The sequence below is a fragment of the Mycobacterium attenuatum genome (assembly GCF_900566085.1).
Lineage (GTDB): Bacteria > Actinomycetota > Actinomycetes > Mycobacteriales > Mycobacteriaceae > Mycobacterium > Mycobacterium attenuatum.
In genome coordinates this window covers 1-1,743 of sequence record NZ_UPHT01000207.1, presented here as the reverse complement: position 1 = coordinate 1,743, position 1,743 = coordinate 1, and the positions used below count along the sequence as shown (strand labels likewise).

1 protein-coding gene and 1 pseudogene are annotated in these 1,743 nt (G+C 57.7%); both read left to right on the top strand.

The features are described 5' to 3' along the window. Window positions 1-188 (top strand): annotated as a pseudogene (locus tag EET13_RS33085) (acyl carrier protein); the annotation flags it as partial. Window positions 189-457: 269 nt separating this feature from the next. Next, on the top strand, window positions 458-1,743 hold a 1,286-nt coding region (locus EET13_RS29605), incomplete at its 3' end, for a type I polyketide synthase (RefSeq protein ID WP_136623324.1).

The window sequence follows — 1,743 nt, the reverse complement described above, 5'->3', positions numbered from 1 at the left end:
CCACCGCCACCGTGCTAGCCCACCCCGACCCCACCACCATCGACGCCGACCGACCCTTCAAAGACCTCGGAATCGACTCACTGACCGCCCTCGAACTGCGCAACAACCTCGCCCAACACACCGGACTAACCCTGCCCGCCACCCTGATCTTTGACCACCCCACCCCCCACGCACTAGCCCGATACCTGATCGCACTAATCACCAACACCGACAGTTCCTCTTCGACACCTGCGCTTAATGACTACGCTAAACAAGTTCAACATTTGATTACATCGATTCCTGTTAATAATCTCGCAAAAGCTAACGTTTTAGGCTTCTTGAACAAATTATTGGTTGATGAAAATGCTGCGGTCTCCGTTTATGAAAAGGAGATCGACCTGACAAATATGGATCTGGACGACTTGCTCACTGTCGCGCTAAGAAATGCCGATCCTCGATCCACTAGAGAATAATCGCCATGCAAAATAAGATTGACACAATTACTGAAGCCCTGAGAGCCACTCTCACTGAAAATCAACGTTTAAAGACGCTCTTGGCGTCGTTGTTGGAGCCGGTGGCGGTGGTGGGGGTGGGGTGTCGGTTTCCTGGGGGGATTGGTTGTGCGCAGGATTTGTGGGAGGTGGTCAGCGCCGGGGTGGATGTGGTGGGAGGGTTTCCCGATGATCGGGGCTGGGATTTAGCGGGTTTGTTTGATCCTGATCCCGATGCGGTGGGCAAGACTTACACCCGGTATGGAGGGTTTTTAAAGGGTGCCGGTGATTTTGATGCCGACTTTTTCGGGATTTCTGCCCGTGAAGCCCTAGCGATCGATCCTCAACAACGATTGTTGTTGGAGACGTGTTGGGAAGCGTTGGAAAACGCCGGTATCGACCCGACGGGGTTAGCCGGATCGGCCACCGGGGTCTTCGTCGGGGCTTACGCCCAACCCTACGGAACAACTGATTCTGAATCGGTAGAAGGCTATGCACTCACCGGCTCGGCCACCAGCGTGGCCTCCGGACGGGTGGCCTATGTCTTAGGACTGCAAGGACCAGCGTTAACCATTGACACCGCATGTTCTTCATCATTGGTAGCGATTCATTTAGCCTGTCAATCACTGCGTAACGGTGAATCCGAATTAGCCCTTGCCGGGGGCGTGACCGTAATGAGCACCCCCACCGCATTTACCGAGTTCGCCCGTCAACGCGGCCTAGCCCCCGATGGCCGCTGCAAATCATTTGCCGCCAACGCTGATGGCACCGGATGGGCCGAAGGCGTCGGCGTGGTGGTGTTAGAACCATTAAGCCGCGCACGCCGCTACCACCATCAGGTACTAGCCATCATCGCCGGCTCAGCAGTCAACCAAGACGGCGCCTCCAACGGACTCACCGCCCCCAACGGACCCGCACAACAACAACTGATCCACCAAGCCGCAGCCAACGCCGGGATCGGACTCGACCACGTCGATGTCGTCGAAGCCCACGGCACCGGCACCACCCTCGGCGATCCGATCGAAGCCGGAGCGATCATCGCCACCTACGGAACCCACCACCACCGCGACCAACCCCTATGGCTGGGATCAATCAAATCCAACATCGGCCACACCCAAGCCGCCGCCGGAGTGGCCGGAGTGATCAAAATGATCCAAGCCCTACACCACAACACCGTGCCCCCCACCCTGCACATCGACCAACCCAGCCCCCACATCGACTGGTCTGCCGGCACCGTGGCACTGCCCACCCAACCCCAACCCTGGCCACACAC